21 protein-coding genes are annotated in these 21,732 nt (G+C 68.3%); 10 read left to right on the top strand and 11 right to left on the bottom strand.

All coding sequences use genetic code 11. The annotated features are described in order from the left end of the window. Positions 1–36: 36 nt before the first annotated feature. From NWF34_RS07210 to NWF34_RS07195, 4 genes are all read right to left on the bottom strand, one after another. Entirely contained in the window at positions 37–1,368 is a 1,332-nt protein-coding gene (locus tag NWF34_RS07210) for a condensation protein (protein ID WP_258324522.1), read from the bottom strand. Beyond that, on the bottom strand, positions 1,365–2,837 hold the full coding sequence (locus NWF34_RS07205) for a condensation domain-containing protein (RefSeq protein WP_258324521.1): 1,473 nt from the start codon (positions 2,835–2,837) through the stop codon (positions 1,365–1,367). Before NWF34_RS07205 ends, NWF34_RS07210 begins: the two co-directional genes overlap by 4 nt. Beyond that, positions 2,837–4,360 (bottom strand): condensation domain-containing protein, encoded by a 1,524-nt coding sequence (locus NWF34_RS07200; RefSeq protein ID WP_258324520.1) that lies wholly within the window; start codon positions 4,358–4,360, stop codon positions 2,837–2,839. Before NWF34_RS07200 ends, NWF34_RS07205 begins: the two co-directional genes overlap by 1 nt. Before the next feature lie 158 nt (positions 4,361–4,518). After that, positions 4,519–5,547 carry an alpha/beta hydrolase family protein gene (locus NWF34_RS07195; protein WP_258324519.1) on the bottom strand — a complete coding sequence of 343 codons (1,029 nt, stop codon included), beginning with the start codon at positions 5,545–5,547 and terminating at the stop codon, positions 4,519–4,521. Positions 5,548–5,925: 378 nt separating this feature from the next. Between NWF34_RS07195 and NWF34_RS07190 the strand changes: the two genes are divergently transcribed. Then, positions 5,926–7,278 carry a hypothetical protein gene (locus tag NWF34_RS07190; RefSeq protein WP_258324518.1) on the top strand — a complete coding sequence of 451 codons (1,353 nt, stop codon included), beginning with the start codon at positions 5,926–5,928 and terminating at the stop codon, positions 7,276–7,278. After that, positions 7,275–8,510 (top strand): nucleotide disphospho-sugar-binding domain-containing protein, encoded by a 1,236-nt coding sequence (locus tag NWF34_RS07185; RefSeq protein ID WP_258324517.1) that lies wholly within the window; start codon positions 7,275–7,277, stop codon positions 8,508–8,510. Before NWF34_RS07190 ends, NWF34_RS07185 begins: the two co-directional genes overlap by 4 nt. Before the next feature lie 33 nt (positions 8,511–8,543). On the opposite strand, the gene ispF is transcribed toward NWF34_RS07185, so the two are convergent. The 3 genes from ispF to NWF34_RS07170 are packed head-to-tail and all read right to left on the bottom strand — an operon-like array spanning position 8,544 to position 10,240. Continuing rightward, positions 8,544–9,008, bottom strand: a complete 465-nt coding sequence (ispF, locus tag NWF34_RS07180) for a 2-C-methyl-D-erythritol 2,4-cyclodiphosphate synthase (RefSeq protein ID WP_258324516.1) — start codon at positions 9,006–9,008, stop codon at positions 8,544–8,546. Next, complete coding sequence (gene ispD, locus NWF34_RS07175) at positions 9,005–9,721, bottom strand: 2-C-methyl-D-erythritol 4-phosphate cytidylyltransferase (RefSeq protein WP_258324515.1); 717 nt, start codon at positions 9,719–9,721, stop codon at positions 9,005–9,007. The genes ispF and ispD overlap by 4 nt, the downstream gene beginning before the upstream one ends. Positions 9,722–9,751: 30 nt before the next feature. Further along, positions 9,752–10,240 carry a CarD family transcriptional regulator gene (locus NWF34_RS07170; RefSeq protein WP_006435671.1) on the bottom strand — a complete coding sequence of 163 codons (489 nt, stop codon included), beginning with the start codon at positions 10,238–10,240 and terminating at the stop codon, positions 9,752–9,754. A 323-nt stretch (positions 10,241–10,563) separates the two neighbouring features. Here NWF34_RS07170 and NWF34_RS07165 point away from each other — a divergent pair, with 323 nt between their 5' ends. Next, positions 10,564–11,274 (top strand): hypothetical protein, encoded by a 711-nt coding sequence (locus NWF34_RS07165; RefSeq protein WP_258324513.1) that lies wholly within the window; start codon positions 10,564–10,566, stop codon positions 11,272–11,274. 83 nt (positions 11,275–11,357) lie between these two features. Then, complete coding sequence (radA, locus tag NWF34_RS07160) at positions 11,358–12,737, top strand: DNA repair protein RadA (RefSeq protein ID WP_159404453.1); 1,380 nt, start codon at positions 11,358–11,360, stop codon at positions 12,735–12,737. A gap of 7 nt (positions 12,738–12,744) precedes the next feature. Here the strand turns inward: radA and NWF34_RS07155 are convergent, their stop codons facing one another. Next, positions 12,745–13,275 (bottom strand): PaaI family thioesterase, encoded by a 531-nt coding sequence (locus tag NWF34_RS07155; protein ID WP_159404696.1) that lies wholly within the window; start codon positions 13,273–13,275, stop codon positions 12,745–12,747. 105 nt (positions 13,276–13,380) lie between these two features. On the opposite strand from NWF34_RS07155, the gene disA reads away from it, so the two are divergent. Further along, positions 13,381–14,466 carry a DNA integrity scanning diadenylate cyclase DisA gene (disA, locus tag NWF34_RS07150; RefSeq protein ID WP_159404454.1) on the top strand — a complete coding sequence of 362 codons (1,086 nt, stop codon included), beginning with the start codon at positions 13,381–13,383 and terminating at the stop codon, positions 14,464–14,466. A gap of 17 nt (positions 14,467–14,483) precedes the next feature. On the opposite strand, the gene NWF34_RS07145 is transcribed toward disA, so the two are convergent. Further along, complete coding sequence (locus tag NWF34_RS07145; RefSeq protein ID WP_258324512.1) at positions 14,484–15,254, bottom strand: hypothetical protein; 771 nt, start codon at positions 15,252–15,254, stop codon at positions 14,484–14,486. A 124-nt stretch (positions 15,255–15,378) separates the two neighbouring features. Beyond that, the gene (locus tag NWF34_RS07140; RefSeq protein WP_024500072.1) at positions 15,379–16,029 is read right to left on the bottom strand and encodes a carbonic anhydrase; all 651 of its coding nucleotides are present in this window, start codon (positions 16,027–16,029) and stop codon (positions 15,379–15,381) included. Here NWF34_RS07140 and NWF34_RS07135 point away from each other — a divergent pair. Together NWF34_RS07135 and NWF34_RS07130 are read left to right on the top strand one after the other, a co-directional pair. Next, on the top strand, positions 16,028–16,921 hold the full coding sequence (locus tag NWF34_RS07135) for an A/G-specific adenine glycosylase (protein WP_006435679.1): 894 nt from the start codon (positions 16,028–16,030) through the stop codon (positions 16,919–16,921). The genes NWF34_RS07140 and NWF34_RS07135 overlap by 2 nt on opposite strands. Before the next feature lie 166 nt (positions 16,922–17,087). After that, a complete protein-coding gene (locus NWF34_RS07130; RefSeq protein WP_258324511.1) occupies positions 17,088–18,041 on the top strand; it encodes a hypothetical protein in 954 nt (317 codons plus the stop codon). Between the two features lie 61 nt (positions 18,042–18,102). Here NWF34_RS07130 and NWF34_RS07125 read toward each other — a convergent pair whose 3' ends face one another. Next, positions 18,103–18,930 (bottom strand): alpha/beta fold hydrolase, encoded by an 828-nt coding sequence (locus NWF34_RS07125; RefSeq protein ID WP_024500075.1) that lies wholly within the window; start codon positions 18,928–18,930, stop codon positions 18,103–18,105. An 83-nt stretch (positions 18,931–19,013) separates the two neighbouring features. Here NWF34_RS07125 and NWF34_RS07120 point away from each other — a divergent pair, with 83 nt between their 5' ends. The 3 genes from NWF34_RS07120 (at position 19,014) to NWF34_RS07110 (ending at position 21,643) form a co-directional block, all read left to right on the top strand. Beyond that, the gene (locus NWF34_RS07120; RefSeq protein ID WP_024500076.1) at positions 19,014–19,322 is read left to right on the top strand and encodes an antibiotic biosynthesis monooxygenase; all 309 of its coding nucleotides are present in this window, start codon (positions 19,014–19,016) and stop codon (positions 19,320–19,322) included. Between the two features lie 54 nt (positions 19,323–19,376). After that, positions 19,377–20,012 carry an LON peptidase substrate-binding domain-containing protein gene (locus NWF34_RS07115; protein WP_258324606.1) on the top strand — a complete coding sequence of 212 codons (636 nt, stop codon included), beginning with the start codon at positions 19,377–19,379 and terminating at the stop codon, positions 20,010–20,012. Positions 20,013–20,143: 131 nt separating this feature from the next. Further along, the gene (locus tag NWF34_RS07110; RefSeq protein WP_258324510.1) at positions 20,144–21,643 is read left to right on the top strand and encodes an aldehyde dehydrogenase; all 1,500 of its coding nucleotides are present in this window, start codon (positions 20,144–20,146) and stop codon (positions 21,641–21,643) included. Positions 21,644–21,732: the final 89 nt, after the last annotated feature.

Genomic DNA, 21,732 nt, shown 5'->3' with positions numbered 1-21,732 from the left:
TGGCCGGACGAGACCCGTTCCGGAGCCGGAAAGCCATCAGCCCGCGTCGGCGGCGAGAACCGGGTCGAGGACGGTGCCGACCAGCGCTTGCATCGTGTCGAGTGTGTCGGTGAGGACCGCCACGGCCCGGTCGGTGTGCGGGTACCGCACCCGGACGTGGATGCCGTCGCGGTCACGCCAGAACCACCACTGGGCGGTGTCGGTCGGCTTCTGACTCGAGATCTGCCGGACGACGACGTCGCCACGCGGCATGGGCAGCCGCGTGTAGTCGACGTAGGACATCATGAAGACGTCACTTCGGCCGGGGCGCAGGCGATCGCCGAAGGCCGCGTACACCGGCGTCAGTCCGATCTCCGCCAGCGGGAGCGCCGCCGCGAGGCGTCGCGTGTTCCGGTACATGGCCGCGTACAGGTCGCCGGTCGCGCTGATCAGCATCGGCGCGTTGCCCACCGACCAACTCACGCAGCCCGGCCCCGCCCCGGCCCCGGTGGGCACCACGGTGGCCACTTCATCGGGTCCGCCGGCGGCGTTGATGGCCATGCCGGCACAGGTGAGCACGGCCGGATAGGTACGGGCCCCGCGCCGGTGGACCGTCGAGCTGAACGTCGCGGCGTCGTCGCCGGACATCAGCGTCCGCACCATCGTGTGGACGGGGAGGCTCTCCCCGGCGGCGACCCCGAGGTCGAGCGGGAATTCGGGAACCGTCCAGCCGGTCGCGGTGAGGAACTGCTCCCAGCCACTCAGGCGCGGATCGTCGGCGGTCACCGATGCCTCGGCTTCCGCGACGATCCGGAGTGCGTCGAGGCCGGACTCCGCCGGTGCCGGCGCGCGACCGGCGAGCAGCTCGCAGATCTCGGTCGACACGACGGCCAGTGATCGCGCGTCGACGTAGCAGTGGTCGAAGGCGCACACCAGCGTCGTGCCGCCGGGGCGGGTCACCGCCGCGAGGAAGTGCGGCATCGGTTCGAAGGGATTGCAGGTCGCGCCGATGTACTCGGCCAGTCGGGAGGCGAATGCCGGTGCCGAGAGCCCGTCGTCCGCCTGCCGGAACTCTTCTTTGACGTCGACGCCCGGGTGCAACAGGCGGGTGACGAGGTCACCGGTCTGCACGTAGTGACTGCGGAGCGCGTCGTGGCGGGCGATGATCGTCCCGACGACCTCGCCGAGCAGGTCGACGTCGATCCGTTCCGGGAAATCCAGGGTGAGCGCCATCCAGCCCGGCTGCCCCGCGGCGATCGACGCGAGGTGGAATCGCTCGTTCTCCGACACCGGTACGCTCGACCGGGCGGCCGCCCCGCCCGGTACGGCACGCCAGCACACCAATTCGCCCGGCTCGACCGCCCACGATTCGGAACTCGAGAGCTTCATCGCACAACCGATTCCGTCGCGTACTCGGCCGCATCCGCGTACTCAGCCAGGATTTCGCGCAGGGTCGCGAACTGCTCGAGGATCGATGTTCGCGCCACGTCGTTGTCGGGGATCTGCGACACCACGTCGAGTCCGGTCGCCGTCCGCGTGAACCAGAGGTTGGCGTTGCGCGTGGGACCGAGTCCGGTCAACAGCTGTGTCCCGTTCAGAACCGGGTCGTCACCGATCGGCAGGCGGCGGAGGTCGGTGTAGGACACCATGTACGGACTTCCGTCGAGTCCGCGGAAGACGCCCTCTCCGGCGAGTTGCGCGAGCACCGCGTGCGCGGGGATCTCGGCCGCGCCGCGGGCGAGTCGAACGCTCTGGGCGGCCGCGCGCACCAGGTCGTCGAAATCGACGTCTCCGATGTTCGGTACCTCGACGGAGATCGGCGCGAAGTTGCACAGCCAGCCCTGCGTCCAGAAGTGCTCCGGCGCACGGGTGGCCAGCACGGTCGACACGAAGAACCGGTCACGACCGGTCATTCGACGGTGCCACTCCGCGAGCGCCGCATAGATGAGCCCGGAGAAGCTGCCGTCGGTCGCGGCGATCCGGGCATCGCAGCGAGCGAGAGCCTCGGCGTCGAGCAGCACTGTCTGTGCCGTGACCGACGGCTTCGGCAGCCCGTCGGTGAGCCCGAGGTCGAGCGGACAGCTCGGCGTACGACCGTCGTTGTGCACCAGTGCGTCCCGCCAGACCGCGACACGATCGTCGGCGGGGTCGAGTGAGGCCGCGATCCGGCGTTCCGCCAGCACCGCGTCCCCGAAGGATCCGGCCGGCGCCAGCTCTGCGGGCTCGCCGGCACAGTGGCCCCGGTACAGCTCGACGATCTCGAACATCGCGAGGACCAACGAATATCCGTCGCCCCGGGCATGATCCGTCGAGACGAAGAACGTGAAGCCGTTGTCGTCGCAGGTCGCGCCCCACCACGAACCCGGAACCAGATCGGACCAAGCGGTCTCGACGGCCCGGCCGCCCACCCAGTCACCGAGTTCGGCGTCGTCCACGTGGACGGATTCACGGTCCGCGGTGACGATCTCGACCTCGTCCGGTGGCGACACCCATCGCTCGTGCCCTGCCGGACCCGAGCGATAGTGCGCGCGCAACTCCTCATGGCGCCGAACGAAGTCGGTCAGCGCGGCCGACATGGCATCGGGCACCAAGGGAGTATCGAATCGTGTTGCGGCGACGATGAATCCGTGGTGCGCCTCGCCCTCCCGGCGTTTGGCGGCCATCGTCGCCAGATGGTCGGATTGCAGGAACGACACCCCGTCGCCCCAGCGTTGCGCTGCTTTCGCAACACGGTCCGGATCGCGCAGCTCCCACTCGACGGCCCGCCCACCGGTCAGGTGTGGGCGGAGCCGAGCGACCAGCGACCCGGAATCGCTGAACCGGGGAGGGATGTCGCGTGACTGCAGCGTTCCCGACATCAGCTGCCGAGGACGCCTGTCGGGCTTCCGGCGGACAGGACCGCGCGGTCGATACCGGTGGGTCCGTCCACCGCACCCGCACGGTAGGAATACTCGCAATCGCCCTCGGCGACTATCTCCTTCAGCGTCGCGTGGAACGTCGACAGGAAGACCTCGACAGCAGGTGCGTTCGCGGCCGGGAAACGGGCAGACACGTTGACGCCGGTGGGGATGCGGTTGATCCAGAAGTAGACCTCGTCGGCTTCGCGGGTCGCGCTGCGCAGCACCCGTGCCGCACGCGGCTCCCACTCGGTCGAGCCCTCCGCGTGTCGAAGGTCGATGTAGGACACCACGAATCCCGGAGGTGTCACGTCCCCACCGATCAGCTCGGCGACCGGCGCGAACGGGGCAGCGCCCACATCCTTGTACTGGGCCGCGGTGGCCGCGACGGCGGTCAGCGCGTCGGTGAACTTCAGCGGCCGGCCCGGACGGACGGCCACCGGGATGATCCCGACGAACCAGCCAACCGCCTCGCCCCACTCGATCGCGTTGCGGGTGTGGATCGGACTGATGAAACGGAGATCCGCGGAACCGGTCAGGGCCGCCGATGTCATCGACAGCGCGGTGTAGATGCCGGCGGTCATCGACGACCCGGCCGCCTTGCAGATCGCGTCGAATCGCTTGGTGTCGGCGGCGTCGAGCAGCCAGTCCGACAGGGTGGCCTGGAAGCCCTCGTCCGGGGTCCGCTGAGCCGCGATGGTGCGCGGTGCATCGGTGGGGACGTCGAACTGCGGGAACCGCGGGATCGACTCCGGCTGTACGGCGGTGGTGGTGTCGTCGAAGAAGGTGCGCCACTGGCTCACCGCTGCGTTGTTGGCGTCGATCTGCTCACCGAGACGACGCTCGGCGTCACTGAAGTCCAGGTAGCTGCCGAATGCCGCGAGTCCGTGCGGCTCGCCGGTGACCTCGGCGAGGTACAGCGCGGTCAGTTCACGGATCGCGAACACCTGGGTGTAGGCGTCCATCACCGTGTGATCGGCGGCGAACACGACGAGGAAACCATCGTCGTCGCCGGGCGTCTCGACCGTCACCGCAATGCAGTGCGGCCACGCCAGCGGGGTGACGGTGGTGTTGAAGTATTCGGTGACGAGTTCGGAGACCTCGGCGGGTTCCAGATCGGACCCGAACGCCCGCTCGTGCACCGAGATCGTATCGGCGGCGACGGTGATGCGGGTCAGGTCGCCCTGCGGGTGCCCGGCATCGTGGACGCGCACCGAGGTCCGGAACGCCTCATGCCTGCGGTACCACGCAACGAGCGTGCGCGAGAACGCATCACGATCGAGCGGACGCTGAATCCGGAAAGCGGTCCCGATCCACTGGCTGTACCAGTCGGAGCCCTCACGAACCGCACGTCGGGCGTGCTCGAGGTGCATGTACGACAATTGTCGTGAATCGCTCTGCCACTCGGACGCGTCAACCGCGGGCTCCCAGGCGGTGACGGTTCCGCCGGGCATCGAGTAGTCGGTCAGTTCGGTGTATTCCATCACAACCTCTCGTGTTGTCACACGTTCTGGCCCCCTGATGGTTCATGCTCGGCTCCTCCCCTGAAGCCGCCCCGGCGCGTCGAGTACCGGTCAGTTCCGCCGGCGACAGCCGTCGGAGACCCACCTCCTCATCCGGTCCGTATGGGATCCGCGCACTGTCACAGACCCAATCCGCGTGCAATCGTGGGCCAGGACTGACGCTGCTGGTCCACCCAGTACGGCCACGAGTGCGTGCCGGGATCGACATATCGGATCGTGGCGGGAATCTTCAACTGTCCGAGTCGGGCCTGCAGCTGCTGCGTACACCACAGCGCGCCGAGCTCGATCGCACCACCCACGACCTGACGATCGGTCGGATTGTCGTTGCCAGGATAACCGGGAGCGTCGTACTTGCCAGGCCGTCCGGTCCCGGTGGAGACGTAGACCTCGGTGCCTCTCAGACCGGCGGCCCGCATGAGAACGTCGTGCGCGGCCCAGGCGGGGTCGGAGGGCGGCCCCCACATGTTGTCGGGGTTGCCGCCGAAGGCGGTCACGATGCCTCGCGGGTATGCCTGACCAGCAGGTCCGGTGGTCGTGAAGCACCCGCTGTAGGCGGCGACCGCGTCGTAGAAACCGGGGTTCCGGACGGCGAGGACCAGCGCGGCGCCGGCCCCCATGGACAGTCCGGCGAGACCACGTGCACCGTTGCCGTCGAAGCGTTCGTCGATCAGCGGGGGCAACTCGCGGGTGAGAAATGTCTCCCATTTGTAGCGACCGAGCACAGGATCGTCGCGCTGCCAGTCGGTGTAGAGACTGCCGTTGCCCGCGATGGGCATGACGACGTTGACGTTCTTGTCGGCGTAGAAGCCCGCGACGTCGGTCTTCAGAGTCCAGATGCTCTTCTCCGGGTTCTCCTCACCCAAACCACCGAGCAGGTACAGCGACGGGCGGGGCCCAGCCGATGCCTCAGGTGTCACGACCTGCACCTTGACGGTCTTCTGCATGGCTGCGGAGTAGACGTACACACCGTGGGAGTGCGGGCCTTCCGCCACGACGCGCTCGATGGTCGAACGAGCCGGCGTCGCATTCGCCCCGCCCGCCTGCGCGAGACCGGCAAAGGCCGTCAGCGCAGCCGCCAGTACGGCGATGAGAGCGGTGGTCTGCGATGCCACGCGGCGATCTGATGTACGGCGGGCGGCACCCGTCATGTCGTCGCGTCCTCCGGATTCTGCGAAAGGATCAATGGAATGACCCGATGGCAACAAGATGCTGAAGGCCACCGAAGTTAGGCGCGCCTCACAGTGATGACGACAGTAACCTGCTTCGCGTCGAATTGATAGTTGAACAAACGAAGAAACGCCCGGGGGATCAGCGAAAATCAGGGACGTAATCGCCCGCTCGGGGTGACTCGACGCCGAGCCGCCGTGGACCCGGAGAACCCGAGGGCCTCGGGTAGGGTTGCGGTGTCCTGTCGGCCTGTACGGCCATGCGCCGCACCGCAGCCGCCGGGACCGATGACCGTGATTCCTGGACCATCGTCTACATCGATCACCGAACTTTTGCATGCACGAACGGCAGCTGCAGACATGAAACTCGCACCCCTTGACCGGTCCACCCGGGTCAGCCGGGACGTCCCTGTGGATCGGCTCACACCCGACGACGACCTCTTCGTGAAGATGGACGTCGTGCTCGATCTTCCCGTCGTCACGCAGACGCTCTGGCGGTTCCCCGGCACGATCGACGTCGACGCCATCGCGTCGGTGGCCGAGCGACTGCGTCGCGGACGTCTCGGCCGGCTGGTCGGGGGTCGCCGCGGGCCGGGACGGGCCTACTGGCGCTACACGCACGACGCAGGCGACTTCGCCATCGACACCGAGCCCCTGCCGGCCGGCGGAGAAGAGGCGTGGGGTCGCGCCCGGGCTCTCGACCCGCTCGACATCGTGAACGGTCCCGCCTGGCGGCTGTCCGTCGCGCGTACCGTCGACGATGCCTCGGTCGTGGTATCGCTGACGATTGCTCACGTCATCGCCGACGGCGGTGCGGGTACCTCCGCGATCGTCGAGGCGGTCAACGCCACCCCCTATCTCCCCGGCACCACGCCCGGGATCGCCGACGACGTGCTCGACGCAGCGGACCTGCTCCGCACCGCGGGCACGACCGCCTACCGCGTGTGGCGCGAGAGCCGAGGGGGATCACCGGAATCGCCCGCCCGGGTGACGGACAACCCCGCCCCCGACACCGACCTGACCAAGGCCGAAGCCACGCCGAACGCGACCGTGCTCATCCCGCACGCCGACTACGCGGCAGCGGCGACGTCGCGCGGTGGCACGGACAACAGTCTGTTCGCAGCATTGATGGTCGGCATCCTGAAACGCTGCGGCCGGGTTTCCGACGGCGACGTGGTTCCGGTGTCGCTGCCGGTCTCCACCCGTACGGATGGCGACCGACGCGCCAACGCGACCTCGGGTGCGACGGCTTTCGTCGAGGTTGCGCCCGGCCGGTACGAGGACCTGACCGATGTCCGCGTCGCCTGCAAAGAGGCCTACGGCCGTCTGGCGGAGAAGTCCAGCGCGGTGGCCAACAGCGCGGTCATCCTGCAAGCAGTGAACGACTCCATCGCCCGACGCCTCGCGGCCAACGCCACTACCCCGCTGTGTCTGGCGTCGAACTTCGGTCCGATGCCCGACGAGTTCGTCACGCTCGGCACCGGCACCCGCGCCACGATGGCGATCCGGGCCGTCACCGTGACCGAGGACGTGACCCAACTGCGCGACCGCAAGGGGGGTATCAGCGGATGGCTCGGGATCAACGACGACCACGTGATGTTGAGTGTCAGCTCGCTCGACCCGGTGCGCATCCCCGACACCTCGATGATGCGCAGCCTGCTGACCGACGAGCTCGCAGCCTGGGGGCTGCACGGAACCGGTTGGGGCGCATGAGGATTTCGTTCACGGTTCACGGCAGCCGCGGCGACATCCAGCCGGCGGTGGCCGTCGGCGCCGAACTCGCCCGGCGCGGGCACGAGGTCCGGTTCGCGGTCCCCGAGGATCTGGTTGAGCTGACGGCCGCCACCGGCCTGGACACCCGGGTGCTCGCGCCCTCGACGGGCGAGTTGTTGGCCGGCCCGCTGGTCAAGCAGCGACTGAAGTCGAAGAACCCGAAGGTGCGACTAGCGGCCCTACGCGAGGTCGCCGACCACGGTCGCGCCACCTCGGAGCAGGTGATGAGTGAACTCGCGGATGTCTCGGACATTCTCGTGACCGGCCCGCTGGCACAGGATCGCGCCGATGCGATCGCCGAGAGCCGCGGGATCCCGTTCGCGCCGTTGCACTACTGCCCCTTGCGGCCCAATGCGGGAGTGGACGTCGGATACCGAAGCAACCCGCGCCCGGTCTCCCGGGCGTTGTGGTGGCTGGCCGACCAGACGTACTGGATGACCACGCGCTCGGCGGATCGCCGACTGCGCACCGAACTCGGCCTCCCGCCGGCGAAAGGCCCACTGGGAAGCCGACTTCGGCGTCAGGGCAGACCGGAGGTCCAGGCCTACGATGCCGCCCTCTTCCCCGGGCTGGAGAGCGACTGGGGGCCGCAACGTCCGCTCGTCGGATTCCTGTTGCCGGACAAGGACACTCGTGCCGCGCTCCTGAACGGCGACGACGCCACCTCACATGCGGTCGAGTGGGCGACCGCCGGCGAGGAACCCGTCTACGTCGGCTTCGGCAGCATGAAGATCACCGCCGAACAGATCGGCGGAATCGTCACCACTCTCCTCGATCGCGGGCTGCGGGTCATCGGGCACACCGATCACGAACTCCCCCGACATGAGCGGCTTCTACACCTCGACCAGCCGGTCGACCACGAGGCCCTGTTGCCCCGGTGTCGCGGCGCGGTGCACCACGGGGGCGCCGGCACCACTGCGGCGGCGACCCGGGCGGGTATCCCGTCGGTGATCGCCTGGCTCAGTGCGGATCAGCCGATGTGGGCGGCAGCCCTTCGGCGGGCGGGCGCCGGTTCCGGGAACAAGCTGGCACGCTTCGGTCCATCCGACCTCGACCCGCTCACCGATCCGGCGGTGGCCGCGGCGGCCGCGCGTCTCGGCCGAGAACTCACGCCGCCGGCCGATGCCGTCGACCGTGCCTGCGAGATTCTGCTGGACACCGCGTCGCGCTGAGCCGACTCCCCGCGCTGCGGTCGACGAACCGAACTAGGCGTCGTCGAGGAGCGCGGTGGCGACCGCGGCGATCCCCTCGCCCCGACCGGTCATCCCGAGACCATCGGTGGTGGTCGCCGACACGGACACGGGTCCGCCGACGGCCGCCGACAGCACTTCCTGCGCCTCCGCACGACGCAGACCGATCTTGGGCCGGTTGCCGATCACCTGGACGGCGGCGTTCACGACGCGAAGCCCTTCGGCGGCGATCAGCTCGGCCACATGGGTGAGCATCGCGACTCCCGAGACGCCCTCCCATTCGGGCCGCCCGGTGCCGAACACCGAGCCGACGTCGCCGAGTCCGGCGGCCGAGAGCACCGCGTCACACAGTGCGTGAGCGCCGACGTCGCCGTCGGAATGGCCCTCACAACCGGGCTCGTCGGGAAAGTGCAGGCCGACCATCCAGCATTCGGCTGAGGAGTCGACCCGATGCGCGTCGGTACCGATCCCGACCCTCATCGTCGGGCCTCGGGACCGGGAGTCGGTTCCCCGACGACGCTCCGGACGATACGGAGGTCCCACGGTGTGGTGATCTTCATGGCGAGAGGGTCTCCCGGGACGACGTGAACGGGGATTCCGCAGCGTTCGGCGAGGCCGGCGTCGTCGGTCGCGAGACCGGAGTCGTCGGCGTGTGCCCGCAGCAACGCCTCGCGGGTGAAACCCTGCGGGGTCTGCACCGCGCGGAGTTCTTCGCGGTCGACGGTCCGGGTCACGAGTTCGAGTCCATTCGCGTCCGGCGCGACCTGCTTGAGGGTGTCGACGACGGGTACCCCGGGAACCACTGCGGGGTGACCGGCGGCCACGGCTTGCACGACGCTCGTGAAGACATGAGCGGGTGTGAGCGGCCGCGCCGCGTCGTGGACGAGGAGTATCTGTGCAGCGTCGGCGGCGGCGATACCCGCGCGCACCGAATCGGACCGATGGGCACCGCCCGACACGACGACGACCCCGGGGAGCAGCTCTCGAGCACGCTCCACGAGGTCGGCCGGTACCACGACGACGATCGACGCCCCGAGCGAGTCGGGGATGTTGTCGACGCAACGCTCGATGATGGTGACACCGCACAGGTCGACGAAAGCCTTGGGAACCGGCTCGCCGAGTCGGGTTCCCGACCCGGCAGCCGGGATGATGACGCAGACTTTTGCGCCGGAATCGTCCGGCGTGGTGGTCAATTGGTTTCCTGAGCCAGGCACGACCCGACGTCAGGAGGCGGCAGCGAGGACCTCGTCCAGAATGCTGGTCGCCTTCTCGTCATCGGTGTTCTGCGCGAGCGACAGCTCGTCCACGAGGACCCGACGGGCACGGGTCAGCATCCGCTTCTCACCCGCCGACAGTCCGCGGTCCTGCTCACGACGCCACAGGTCGCGCACGATCTCGGCGACCTTGATGATGTCGCCCGAGATGAGCTTCTCCTGGTTCGCCTTGAAGCGCCGTGCCCAGTTGGTCGGCTCTTCGGTGTGCGGGGCCCGCAGCACCTGGAAGACCTGGTCGAGACCTTCCTGCCCGACCACGTCGCGGACGCCCACGTATTCCAGCTTCGTCGAGGGAATCTGAACGGTCATGTCACCGTCGGCAACCTTGAGAACAAGGTATTCGATCTGCTCACCCTTGATGGTCCGGGTAACGATGTCTTCGACCCGAGCAGCACCGTGATGGGGGTAAACGACGGTGTCGCCAACTTTGAAATTCAATGTTCCTTGCCCCTTTCGAGTGAACCCAGTCTAGCACGGGCGTTCCGAGGGCCCCACCCAACGGTGCAGGTCAACGCGGTGAACCGGTTTCAGTGCCGCCTCTTCCGAGGTGGCAAGGGGTGCCGTAGCAGCGTGTTGGGCATCACGCAACACCTGGCCCGGGGCAGCCGACCGGACCCCTTCGCCGACCCGGTGGACACGCCCGCGCGGACACGAATCGGGCACCCGGGCGGACTTTTCCGCACGGCCCCCACTACGCTGCGTAGTGCAGGGTTTCGCGCGCTGCAATTCGACTTCGTTTGACCTGGGAGGATCGGGTGTCAGTGCTTCCACTATCCGCACGGCGGTCGGCGGTTCGGCCATCTCGTCTGGCCACCGCAGTAGCCACGATCGGCATCGCCGTTGCCCTGGGCACCACCGGTTGCGGTGCGGGACAGATCTCGCAGACCGCCAACCAGCTGCCCGCCGTCAACGGCGCGAACGTCAACATCGACTCGCTGCAGCTGCGGGACGTGCAGATCCTCTACCCGGAGAAGGACGCACCGACCGTCTTCGGCAACGGCGGGCCCTTCGAGATCGCGTTCGTCGTCGCGAACTCCGACCCGACGGTCTACTACCGCCTGAAGGAGATCAAGCCCGAGAAGGGGTCGATCGAGTTCGTCGAGGGCAGCGACTCCGCCGATCGCGTCATCCCGCCGGGCCAGGCCCTGCGCGGCGGCACACCCGTCGGCGCCACGCGTGACGGCGAGAAGAAGGTCACCGCCGAGCTGACCAACGCCGGTGACACCGTCGCCAGCGGACTGACCACCGATCTGACGTTCGTCTTCGAGAAGCGCGAGGGCAACGGCTCGTGGGTCCCCGCCGGTGAGACCACCGTGCAGCCCCCGGTCGATGCCGGCGCGAAGCTCGAGCGCCAGGACGTCGCCCGCAACGCGGAGCCGACGTTCTACAACCAGCATCACGGCGAGGCCGGCCCCGGGGACTCCGAGGGCGGCGCTCCGGAGACCGGAAGCGAAGAGGGCGGCGGGCACTGACCCCTCCCCGGAACACACACGACGAGGCCTGGCATCCGCCGGGCCTCGTCTGTTTTGTCGGTGCGCCCGCCTAGGCTGACCGGGTGGCAAAACCCAAATCCTCGTATCGCTGCACCGGTTGCGGTCACCAGGTCGCCAAATGGGTCGGACGCTGCCCCGAATGCGGCGAGTGGGGATCGATCGACGAGGTCGCCGGCGTGCCCACGTCCTCGCGGACGACCGCCGCGGTGGCACCGTCGAGCCCGGCTCTGCGCATCACCGAGGTCGACGCCGAGTCGTCGGCGGCGGTGCCGACCGGTATCGGTGAGCTCGACCGCGTCCTCGGGCGCGGCGTCGTCCCGGGGTCGGTCATCCTGCTCGCCGGAGAACCCGGCGTGGGCAAGTCGACGCTGCTGCTCGAAGCCGTCAAACACTGGGCCGCCAAGGATCGCGTCGCGCTGTACATCACCGGCGAAGAATCGGCCGGACAGGTCCGGATGCGGGCCGAGCGCACCGGCGCGGTGCACCCCAACGTCTACCTCGCCGCCGAGACCGATCTCGCGACCATCCTCGGCCACGCCGACACCGTGCGCCCGACGCTGATGATCATCGACTCGGTCCAGACCGTCGTGGCATCCGGCGCCGACGGCGTCACCGGTGGCGTCACGCAGATCCGTGCCGTCACCACCGCGCTGGTCTCACTGGCGAAGAACCGGGGCATCGCGGTGATCCTGGTGGGCCACGTGACCAAGGAGGGCGCGGTCGCCGGCCCCCGCTCACTCGAGCACCTCGTCGATGTCGTACTCGCCTTCGAGGGCGACAAGCACTCGACGCTGCGCATGGTCCGGGGCGTGAAGAACCGCTTCGGCGCAGCCGACGAGGTCGGCTGCTTCGAACAGCGCGACGACGGCATCCACCAGGTTCCCGATCCGTCGGGAATCTTTCTGCACCAACGGGATTCGGATGTGAGCGGCAGCGTCACCATGGTGACGATGGACGGCAAACGCGCGCTCGTCGGCGAGGTCCAGGCACTCGCCAACGGCACCGAGATGTCGAACCCCCGTCGGGCGGTGTCAGGTCTGGACTTCAACCGGGTGGCGATGGTCCTCGCCGTCCTCCAGGCGCGCGCCGGCCGCAAAGAACTGGCGAAGTCCGAGGTCTACCTCTCGACCGTCGGCGGCATGCGAGTCACCGAACCCGCTGCCGATCTCGCGATCGCGCTCTCGGTCTATTCCACCCTGACCCAGCGACCGGTCCCCCAGTCGACCGTCGTCATCGGGGAGGTCGGTCTCGGCGGCGAGATCCGTCGGGTCTCCGCGGTCGCTCGCCGCCTGGCGGAGGCCAAGCGACTCGGTTTCCGGGAGGCGATCATCCCCGCGGCCACCGACGAGGAACTCCCGAAGGGCATTCGCATCCTCCGGGTCGCCAACCTCGGCGACGCCGTTCACCTGCGCGACTCCGACCCGGTGGACGCGCCGTTCTGACCCCTCGTCAGAGCTGCGGTTTGCCGCCCAGATACTCCGCCGCCTTCGCACTGTTCTCGACGTGCTCGGCGAAGTGCTCCCGGACGTCGACGGTCACGAACACACCGTTCGCACGCGCCACCGGCCGCTCCGGATCACCCAGGTGCGCAACACCTTCGGTGTAGATCTTGCGCCGCTGCCGGCCCAGGATCTCCGCGCGGAGATGAAGCGTCTTGCCCACCGGTATCGGCTGCAAGAAATCAACCTGGAGGTGGACGGTCACCCCGGGCGGGCCGAGGAGTCGCGGCGTCATACCCATGACGTCGTCCAGCGCACTGGAGAGGATGCCGCCGTGGATCACGCCCGGCCCACCCTCCATCCACTGCTCGACAGGCATCTTCGCCTCCACGGTGAAGCCCTCGCCGGCGTACATCTCGAGGTGCAGACCGTGCGGGGATTCCGCGCCGCAGCCGAAGCACATCAAGTTGTGTGGTCGCATGACCTCACCGGGCTTGGCCGTCTTCGGATGACGCTCGAGCACGTCGAGCTCGTCGGGCACCACAAAACTGCTGCTCTTCACATCCCGGTACCCTAGTCACCGTCGACGACCCGCGCAGACGCGAGTCGCCCGTCCCGGGGAGATTCGGCTGCCGAAGGGAAAACAGTGCTGACCGATGCGGTGAAGTCCGAGCTCACGCGCGAGACCTTGGCGCGCGTCGCGCCGGGCACCCCGCTGCGCGACGGCCTGGAACGGATCCTGCGCGGCGGCACCGGCGCCCTGATCGTGATCGGGCACGACTCCGACGTGGAGAAGATCTGCGACGGCGGCTTCCACCTCGACGTCGAATTCGCCCCGACGCGGCTGCGCGAGCTGGCGAAGATGGACGGGGCGGTGGTGCTGTCGACCGACGGCAAACGCATCGTGCGCGCCAACGTCCAGCTCGTGCCGGATCCGTCGATCCCCACCGAGGAGTCGGGTACCCGGCACCGCAACGCCGAACGCACCGCGATCCAGACCGGCCATCCGGTGATCTCGGTCAGTGCCTCGATGTCGATCGTCAGCGTCTACGTCGACGGCGCTCGCCGCGTCGTGGAGAGCCCCGACCCCATCCTCTCGCGCGCGAACGTCGCCCTGGCGACCCTGGAGCGGTACAAGGCACGCCTCGACGAGGTCATCGCCGCGCTGTCGCGAGCCGAGATCGAGGACTACGTGCTGCTGCGCGACGCCATGTCGACCGCACAGCGGATGGAGATGGTGCGGCGCGTGTCGGTGGAGATCGAAGAGTACGTCCTCGAGCTCGGCACCAACGGCCGGCAGGTGAGCCTGCAGCTCGAGGAGCTCATCAGCGACAACGACACGATGCGCGAACTCCTCGTCCGCGACTACTTCGCCAGCCCCGAACCGGCCACCGCCGAGGATGTGCGCCAAGCCCTCGAGGTCATCGAGGGACTCAGCGACGCCGATCTGCTCGACCTCACCCAGCTCGCCGGCGCCTTCGGCTACCCGACGACCATCGAGGCCCAGGACAACGCCATGAGTCCGCGCGGCTACCGGCTGCTCGCCCGCATCTCACGGTTGCAGTTCGCGCACGTGGACCGCCTCGTTCGCAGCTTCGGCACCCTGCAGGCGCTGCTCGCCAGCACGTCGGCCGATCTGCAGGCCGTCGAGGGCATCGGGAGCATCTGGGCGCGGCACATCCGCGAGGGACTGTCCCGCCTCGCGGAGACGAGCATCGAGCGCTACGACTAGCGGCCCGACGAGAACGATCAGGGCTCTTGCGCCGGGGCGACCACGTTGAAGGTGATCGGGAACGACTCGCGCTCCCCGATCTTGCCGATGGCGGAGTACGAACCGGCGGGCACCTGGGTCCGCGGACGCTCACAGCCGGGGCTACTGGTGGTACCCGACCAGGTGATGGTGTCCTTGACCTGCTGTGCGGGCTTGAGGACCACGTTGTTCACCGTGTCCAGCGGCGAACAGTCCCGCGCCGACCACAGGGTGCGCGATCCGTCGAGAGTCCGGACGATGACGTTCTGGACCGACTTGCCCACGTCGCGGGTGCATTCGGACAGCCCGGCATTGGTGGTGACGATCGTGAAGACCGGTTGCTGACCGATCGTGTATGTCGGCTTGTCGGTGTAGAGGACCACCGAGATTGCCTGATCCGGGCAGAGGTTGGGTCCCGCGGGACCTCCCGGTGCACCGGCTGGACTCGCCGATTCCGGAGGTGAGGACGCCGATGCGGGCGCACCGCCCGGTACTCCTCCACCCGCGGGAGCATTGCCGCCCGGAGCACCCCCGGCACCGGCGTCGCCGGCGGCGGACGGTTCGGACGACGGCGGTGCCGACTCCGAGGACGGAGCCGCACTGCTCGACGCGGACGCGGTGGCCGCGGTGTTCTGCGGAGCGTCTCCACCGGAGGTCATCCACACGATGAGGGCGACGACCAGCCCCACGATGACCAGCGCACCACCCCCGGCGACAACGCGTCGTCGCCAGTAGATCTCGGGTGGCAGCGGGCCCTGGGGTTCGATCACGCCCACAACGCTAACGGCCGGGTCTTGACTTCCGGTTGATCACGTGCGGCGTGTCGCGGCCGAAAAGCGGCCCCGAACAGGCAAAGTCTAGAGTTCGCCTTCAGGCTCGGGGCCGCTCGGAGGGTCAGGCGCTCTCGGGCACCGCTTCGGCCCGGGGATGTTCGCCGATGTCACCGAACACGCCCTGGAGGCTCACCCGGCCCTCGCTCAGCTTGTACGTCAAGCCGACGATCGCCAGTTTGCCGGTGCTGATGCGGTCGGCGATGATCCGGCTGCGCTGCATGAGCAGACGTCCGGTCTCGACGACGTGGCGGGCCTCGAACTCGTCGACCCGGGTCAGGCCCTCACTGCGTCCGGCCAGAATGCTCGGCGTGACGCGTTCGACGACGTCGCGGATGTAGCCGCCGGGGATCTGGAGGTCGTCGAGGGCGTCGAGGGTCGCCTTCACCGCGCCACAGCTGTCGTGGCCGAGGAGGACGATCAGCGGGACGTCGAGAATCTCGACGGCGTACTCGAGCGAGCCCATCACCGCCGAGTCGATGACGTGACCGGCGGTGCGGACCACGAACATGTCGCCGAGTCCCTGGTCGAAGATGATCTCCGCGGCCAGGCGGGAGTCCGCGCAACCGAACAGGACCACGTGCGGGTACTGCCCGTCGGCGAGTCGTGTTCGATCCTCGATACCCTGGCTCGGATGTTGAGATTCTCCGGCCACAAAACGGTCGTTTCCATCGCGCAGAATGCGCCAGGCCTCACGTGGTGTCTTTCCGATCATGCTCAATAGTGTGCCACCCGAACGATTGATCGGTTGGTTCGATACCCATGAGCGCGACCTGCCGTGGCGGGATCCGGCATGTACCGGGTGGCAGATCCTCGTCAGCGAGATCATGCTCCAGCAGACCCCGGTGTCCCGCGTCCTGGAGCCGTGGCGGGCCTGGGTCGAGCGATGGCCGGTGCCGTCGGCGATGGCTGCCGAGTCCGCCGGCGAGGTTCTCCGTGCCTGGGGCAAACTCGGCTATCCCCGACGCGCGCTACGCCTCCACGAGTGCTCGAAGGTCCTCGCGAGCGATCACGACGACCGGGTGCCCGAGGACGTCGAGACGATGCTGACCCTCCCCGGAATCGGTGACTACACCGCACGGGCGGTCGCCTGCTTCGCCTACGGTCAGGCCGTTCCCGTCGTCGACACCAACGTCCGCCGGGTGATCGCGCGGGCGGTGCACGGTCGCGAGCAGCCGGGTAACCCGTCGCGCCGCGACCTCGACGACGCCGAGGTGCTCCTCCCCCGCTCCGCCGCCACCGGTTACGCAGCCAGCGCACCGCGGTTCTCGGCGGCACTGATGGAACTCGGCGCGCTGGTGTGCACGGCCCGGAACCCCAAGTGCGACAACTGTCCTCTCGTCGACTGCACCTGGGTCCGACTAGGCCGGCCCGCTCACACCGGCCCACCGCGGAAGACCCAGAAGTTCGCCGGCACCGACCGCCAGGTCCGTGGCCTGCTGCTGGATGTGCTGCGCGGTACCACGGGTGCGGTGGAACGGGCGAAGCTCGACGTGGTGTGGACGAGCGACACCGCACAGCGCGACCGCGCCCTCGACTCCCTGCTCGTCGACGGTCTCGTCGAGATCACCGCCGACGGCCGCTACTGTCTGGCGGGCGAGTGCTGAGTCCGCCCGACCACCGGCGTCACCGCAGGTCGGGAAACACCGGGCGACGCCGAGAAGACAACTCGCCCACGAGCGCCCATAATCCGTGCCAACATCGATGACCAGTCATTTGATCGTTCGGGCATAGTCTCCCGCTACGCCTGAATCGTTGCTAATGTCCCGATCCATGAGTCAGCCGCCGTATCCTCCTGTCCCGCCGTCGGACCCGAACCAGCCGGGCCAGCCTCCGCAGTACGGTCAGCAGCCCCCGACCCCGCCCCAGTACGGGCAGCAGCCCGGGTACGGGCAGCAACCGCCTCAGTACGGCCAGCAGCCCGAGTACGGCCAGCCGCAGTACGGTCAGGCACCGCCCCCGCCGCCCCCGGGTGCACCGCAGTACGGGGAAATGGGCGCCTACCCCGGCGGTCCGGGCGTCCCCGGCACCAAGGTCGATGTGGGCGAGGCGTTCTCGTGGGCCTTCAACAAGTTCAAGAACAACGCCGGGGCGATGATCCTGCCGGGTCTCGCGGTGTTCCTGCTCGGTGCTGCACTCATCGCGGTGGGATTCTCGGCGGTGGCACTCTTCGGCACCACCGAGAGGGTCGACTACGGCAACGGTTTCTACTACGAGGAAACGTCGCTGGGCTTCGGTGGTTCGGTCCTGCTCGCGCTCGTGTACGCCGTGTTCATCGTGGGCCTCCTCTACATCCAGGCGAGCATCATCTCGGGCGCGGTGCGCGTTGCCAACGGCGAACCGGTGACCGCGAAGTCGTTCCTGACCCCGATCCGATTCGGGCCGGTCGTCGGCACCGCGATCCTGGTCGGCATCATCACCGCGATCGGCTACGCACTGTGCATCATCCCCGGCATCATCGCGATGTTCTTCCTGATGTTCTCGGTGGTCGCGACCATCGACAAGAGCCTCTCGCCCATCAACGCGATGAAGACGTCGTTCGAGCTGACCAAGTCGAAGGTCGGCGACTCGATCATCACGTTGCTCGTCACGTACGCCATCAACCTCGTCGGCGTACTCGTCTGCTACGTCGGACTGATCGTCGCCGCCCCGGTCGCCCAGCTGTTCCTGGTGCACTGCTGGCGTCGACTCAACGGCGCACCGATCGCACCCGCCGATCCCGCCTGATCCTCATCCACCTCTCGGGGCGCGCACGAGCCATCGTGTGCGCCCCGACCCATATGGCGGGTCAGGTGTCGAGCCCCGACAGAAACGCCTCCACCGCACCGCGATACACGTGCGGCGCATCGTCGTGGACGAGGTGTCCGGCACCGTCCACGCGCAGATACTGCGCGTGCTCGTTGACCTCGCACATGCGACGCATCTGGCCGGGCGGTGTCACCGTGTGCTCGGCTTCGATCACCAGCGACGGCACCGCGACCTCCTGCCACTGCGACCAGAAGTCGCGCACCCCCCACTCGTCGGCGATCGCGCGCCACAACGGGATCCGGCCGTGGAGCCGGCCGTCGTCGAAGGCCTCGTAGAAGTACCGGCCGGCGACCGGGCCGAACATCGCGATCGCCTCGTCGACGGAATCGAAACGCTCGGGCCACGACTCGAACCACGGCGTCCAGTTGGTGGTGGTCCGGCCACGGAAGTCGGGGGCCATGTCCTCGACCACGAGAGCCGTGACGAGCTCCGGGTACTCGGCCGCCGCGCACCAGGCGTGGAGCGCCCCCATCGAGTGCCCGATGAGGACCGCCGGCCCGCGGTCGATCCAGATGAGGATCTCGGCGAGGTCGGCGACGAACCGTTCGGTCGCGAGTTCCGTTGCGTTGCCGGGCTCTTCGACGTCAGCCCCGGTGTGGAAGGCGGCGTCGTAGGTGAACACCCGACCGTAACGACGCAACCACGGCACCTGCCTCCGCCACGTGCGACCCCGTCCCATCAGCCCGTGCAACAGCACGATCGGCCGCGCCGGCGTATCGACGTCGAGCGAACCGCGTGCGTCATCCGCGACCCTCGGCCCGCCGTGGTCGCGGAGCCCGATCTCGCCGATCGCCTGGATGTCGAACATGGCCGAAACTGTAGCCGCCCGAACCACCCTTCGGAGCCGGGCAACACCGTCACGGCCGCAACCACAACGCCTATGGTGGACGCATGTCTGTTGTGAAGATCAATGCAATCACCGTTCCCGAAGGCGCCGGACCCGAGCTGGAGAAGCGGTTCGCCAACCGCGCCCATTCCGTCGACGGGTCCAAGGGCTTCCTCGGTTTCCAGCTGCTCCGTCCGGTCAAGGGCGACGACCGCTACTTCGTGGTGACGCAGTGGGAGTCCGAGGAGGATTTCCAGGCGTGGGCATCCGGCCCGGCCCGCGAGGCGCATGCCGGAGAGCGTGCCAAGCCCGTCGCCTCGGGTGCCGACCTGCTCGAGTTCGAAGTCGTCCTCGACGCGCGCCCCAAGGCCTGACGGAGTAGCCCTCTGAGCCCGTCCATTCCGGCCGGCGAGCGATTCGTCTCGCCGATCTTTCCGCTCGGCACCGCATTGCTGCCGGGCGGCGAGCTGCCGCTGCGCGTCTTCGAGCCGCGCTACCGGCAGATGCTGACCGACCACATCGAGGAGTCCGACGGGCGATCGACCGTACGTTTCGGCGTCGTGTTGATCGCCCGCGGCTCCGAGGTCGGCGGCGGCGAGGTGCGTCGCGGGGTCGGCACGATGGCGCGCGCCGACGTCACCGAACGGCACCCGGACGGCCGGGCCCTGCTGTCCGGCAGCGGCACCCATCGTTTCCGGGTCGTCGAATGGCTGCCCGACGATCCGTATCCGCTGGCACGTGTCGAAGTGCTACCCGAGCCCTCCCCCACCGACGCCGATCTCGCACGCCTGCATTCGATCGACCAGCGCCTCCGCGCGGTCATGCGCCAGACCTTCGAGGCCGCGGGCAAGGACGTCGACACGATCTTCGCCGCACTCGACATCATCGACGCCGATCCGCTCACGGCCGACATTTCACCCGTGTACCGCTGGGCCAACCGGCTCCAGATCGAACCACACGATCAGCAACGACTCCTCGAGGCCGTCGATCCGTCCGGACAGCTGGACGTCCTCGACGACGTCATGGAGGGCCTCGAGGCCCGCGCCGCGTTCGGACGGGGCTGATTCCGCGACGCCCCTGGCGCCAAAGTTAGAACGTGTTCTAGTATTGCGTGTGCCGTAGTTCACACTTGCCCGCGCGGCCTGAATCCGCTGCTGACCGGCAAGACCCCGTCCTCCTGAGGAGCACACGCGTAATGACCGAGACCGTGGAGTCCCACACCGCACCACCCACCGGCGGCGGGGATCAGCCCCAGTTGCTCATCGGCGGCCGATGGGTCGACCCGCATTCCAGCGAGACCCTCGAGGTCTTCTCCCCCGCCACCGGCGAACGAGTCGGATCGGTGCCGAAGGCCGACGCGACCGACGTCGACTCCGCCGTACGGGCGGCCCGCGCGGCCTTCGACTCCGGCGTCTGGAGTTCGACGCCCCCGGCACAGCGCGCCGACATCATCGCCAAGGTCGCCGATCTCATCGACGAGCGCGGGGACGAGATCACCGCCCTCGTGTCGGCCGAGATGGGTGCGCCGCCCAGCGCCATCAGCACCCTGCAGCAGCTGCCCGGCACCGGCGTCCTGCGCGCGTATGCCAACGCCGCCCGCGACTACCAGTGGGAGGAATACCGGACCGGCCTGTTCGGCACCACACGCATCACCCGCGAGCCGGTGGGCGTCGTCGGCGCGATCTGCGCCTGGAACGTCCCGCTGTTCATCACCTGCAACAAGATGGGCGCGGCGCTCGCCGCCGGCTGTTCGGTGGTACTCAAGCCCGCCCCGGAGACGCCGCTCACCGGTAACTACGTGGCCCAGCTCTTCATCGAGGCCGGCGTTCCCGCCGAGGCCATCTCGGTCGTCACCGGCGGCACCGAGACCGGCCAGGCACTCGTCGCACATCCCGACGTCGACAAGATCACCTTCACCGGGTCGACCGCCGCGGGCAAGGCCATCGGCGCCGCGTGCGCCGAGACCCTGAAGCGCTGCTCACTGGAGCTGGGCGGCAAGTCCGCGGCCATCGTGCTCGACGACGTCGACATCGCCGCGAACGCCTTCATGCTCACCTTCCTCGGCCTGTTCAACACCGGCCAGGCCTGCGTGGCGCAGACCCGAATCCTGGTGCCGCGCAGCCGCCAGGACGAGATCGTGGCGGCGATGGTCGATGCGGCGAAGGCCATGAAGGTCGGCCTGCCCTCCGACCCGGAGGCCCAGCTCGGCCCGCTGATCACCGAAAAGCAGCGCCAGAAGGTCGAGGAGTACATCGAACTCGGCAAGAAGGCCGGTGCGACACCGGCTCTCGAGAGTGAACGTCCCGCCGGACTCGACTCGGGATACTTCCTCACCCCGACGATCTTCACGGGTGTCACCAATGACATGGCCATCGCCCAGGAAGAGATCTTCGGTCCCGTCCTGTCGGTGATCGCCTACGACGACGTCGACGAGGCCATCGCCATCGCCAACGACTCCAGCTACGGACTCGCCGGCACGGTGTGGACCGACGACGTCGAGCGCGGTATCGAGATCTCCACCAAGATCCGGACGGGAACCTTCGGGATCAATTGGTACGCAATCGATCCCGAGTCACCGTTCGGCGGCTACAAGAACTCCGGCATCGGCCGCGAGAACGGCCGTGAGGGCTTGGAGTCCTTCCTCGAGCACAAGTCGACGATGCTGCCGATGGGTTACGAGGTCGCGAGCAGCTAGACCCTCCCCTCTCACAGGAGATCCGGGGCCGGACGCCATGCGTCCGGCCCCGATTCCGTTGTGGACACGGACCGCGACGACCGGCAGAC

The organism is Gordonia sp. GONU (assembly GCF_024733855.1).
Classification (GTDB): domain Bacteria; phylum Actinomycetota; class Actinomycetes; order Mycobacteriales; family Mycobacteriaceae; genus Gordonia; species Gordonia amicalis.
This window is presented reverse-complemented; position numbering and strand designations above follow the sequence as displayed.